This is a genomic window from Streptomyces milbemycinicus, from assembly GCF_002154605.1.
Taxonomy (GTDB): Bacteria; Actinomycetota; Actinomycetes; order Streptomycetales; family Streptomycetaceae; genus Streptomyces; species Streptomyces milbemycinicus.
The window spans coordinates 1-1886 of record NZ_MUNE01001163.1 but is presented as its reverse complement, the minus strand read 5'-3'; the positions used below and the strand labels follow the sequence as shown (position 1 = coordinate 1886).

The window sequence follows — 1886 nt, the reverse complement described above, 5'->3', positions numbered from 1 at the left end:
GGCGGCCGGCCGCCCAGGCGCAGCATGGCCACCAGGTCGCGGACCCGGCCCACCTGATCGCCGTTGGGGTCGAAGACGGGAACACCCGCGAGGTGCGAGACGAACACCCTGGGGGCGCCTGCGGGCATGTCATGCGCCTCCCTGTGTCATGGGCTCTTCTGCCGATACCGAATGTCTTATGCCGGTTTCAGAGCTGTATGTGGTCGTATATGGCTATCGCTTTGAATGCCGGGTTCAGGCTAGCGCGCCCGGCCCTGCCCTGCCGCCGGGGCGGCACCCCTGGACAGCACCGGTACGCTGCCCCTGCACCGGCTTCAGGAGGCAGAGCAGACGTGCGGACCCGGAACCCAGCTGTCGTGGCGGCGATGTGCGCGGGGTTGGCCGCGGCGCTCGCCGGATGTGGCGGCGACGGCGGCGGCGAGGACCCCGACGCGGGCACCAACGGCGTGGGCAAGCTCACCGCCGCGAAGATCGAGGCCAGAGCCCAGAAGGCCGCCGGGGCCGCCGAGGCGGTACGTCTGTCCGGCGAGCTCGTCACCAAGGGGCGCACCTACAAGGTCGACATGCGCCTCAAGGCGGACGGCGGCACCGGCCAGGTCTCCGCCGAGGGCAGCACCTTCCAGCTGCTGCGCGTCGGCAAGGACCTCTACCTCAAGGCCGACGCGGGCTTTTGGACGCACAAGAGCGAGGGCGGCGGGGGCAGCGGCCAGAGCGGGGGCGGACAGAGCGCGGGCGACGCCGCCGCCGCAAAAAAGCTCGACGACAAGTACGTGAAGATCCCGGCCGGCGACCCCTCGTACAAACAGCTCAGCGGACTGACGGACAAGACCCTGCTGCTCGACGGGCTGCTCAGCCTGCACGGGGAGATCTCCACGGGCGACCGCAGCAAGGTCGGCGGCGTACGGACCATCCGGATCCGCGGCGGCGAGGGCAGCGGCGGGGCGCTCGACGTGTCCTTGGAGGGCACGCCGTATCCGCTGCGGCTGGAGCGGGCGGGCCGCGCGGGAGTCATCCGGCTCGCCGACTGGGACAAGGACTTCACGCTGGCCGCGCCCGCCAAGGGCGATGTCGTGGACTACGGACAGCAGATCCCCAGCGGTACGTAACGCCCCAGCGGTACGGAGCGAGTTCCCCGGCGCCGCGCCGCGCCGCGCCGCGCAGCGCTCAGCGGCCCTTGCGCGCGCGGCCCCGGCGGGCGAGCAGCTTGGGGAGCCCGGCGGGCATCGGGCGGCGGGTGGTGGCCGGGCTCGGCGGCGGGGGCGCGGCCAGGGAGCCGGACGGCAGCTCCTCGACCGGGGCGGACGCCGGCTCCAGGCGCAGCACCCGGCACTCGCGGGCCCAGCGCTCGGCGATCCGCTCGGTGTCCGGGGCGTTCAGCCGCTTGCCCTTCAGCTCGTCGACGGCGGCCGTCCATGCCTCGCCGCCGGGCGCGAGTTCGGCCACCCGGGCGGGCCAGGTGACGAGCCGTCCGCCCTTGTCCTTGCTGCGCACGGTGACGGTGGCGGCGCCGCCGTCCACCAGACCGAGGTCGCTCAGGGGCTGCTCCCCGGGGCCGTCCCCGACCAGACAGACCGCGCCCTCGTGCCATACGTGCCACAGCGCGCGGTCGGCGACGGCCTGAGCGCCGGCCGCGCCACGGACCCAGACGAGGGCGGACTTCTTGGCCGCTTCCTCGATGAGGGCGCGGTCCAGCGGGGTCTGCGTCATGCGGACAGCCTATGGCCAGGTGGGACGACCGCCGTACGGACGGCCGTCCCACCAGATGGGCGGACAGTTCCGAAAGGGCCTCATGCCTCTTACCCTGAGGCCGTGTCCAATGCCCGTTCCAGCCGCTCCGGGACCTCCGCCGGTGTCGGTCCGGCCGGTCCGGCCGGACCGACACCGGC

General features: G+C 73.4%; 2 protein-coding genes and 1 pseudogene. 1 reads left to right on the top strand and 2 read right to left on the bottom strand.

What is annotated here, in order from left to right:
• Positions 1-128: pseudogene (locus tag CCN51_RS58960) on the bottom strand (magnesium transporter); the annotation flags it as partial.
• Positions 129-332: 204 nt separating this feature from the next.
• Between CCN51_RS58960 and CCN51_RS51810 the strand changes: the two are divergent.
• Positions 333-1106: a hypothetical protein gene (locus tag CCN51_RS51810; RefSeq protein WP_014176668.1), complete on the top strand. Its 774-nt coding sequence runs from the start codon at positions 333-335 to the stop codon at positions 1104-1106.
• A 58-nt stretch (positions 1107-1164) separates the two neighbouring features.
• Here CCN51_RS51810 and CCN51_RS51805 read toward each other — a convergent pair whose 3' ends face one another.
• A complete protein-coding gene (locus CCN51_RS51805; protein ID WP_014176667.1) occupies positions 1165-1707 on the bottom strand; it encodes a hypothetical protein in 543 nt (180 codons plus the stop codon).
• Between the last annotated feature and the right edge of the window lie 179 nt (positions 1708-1886).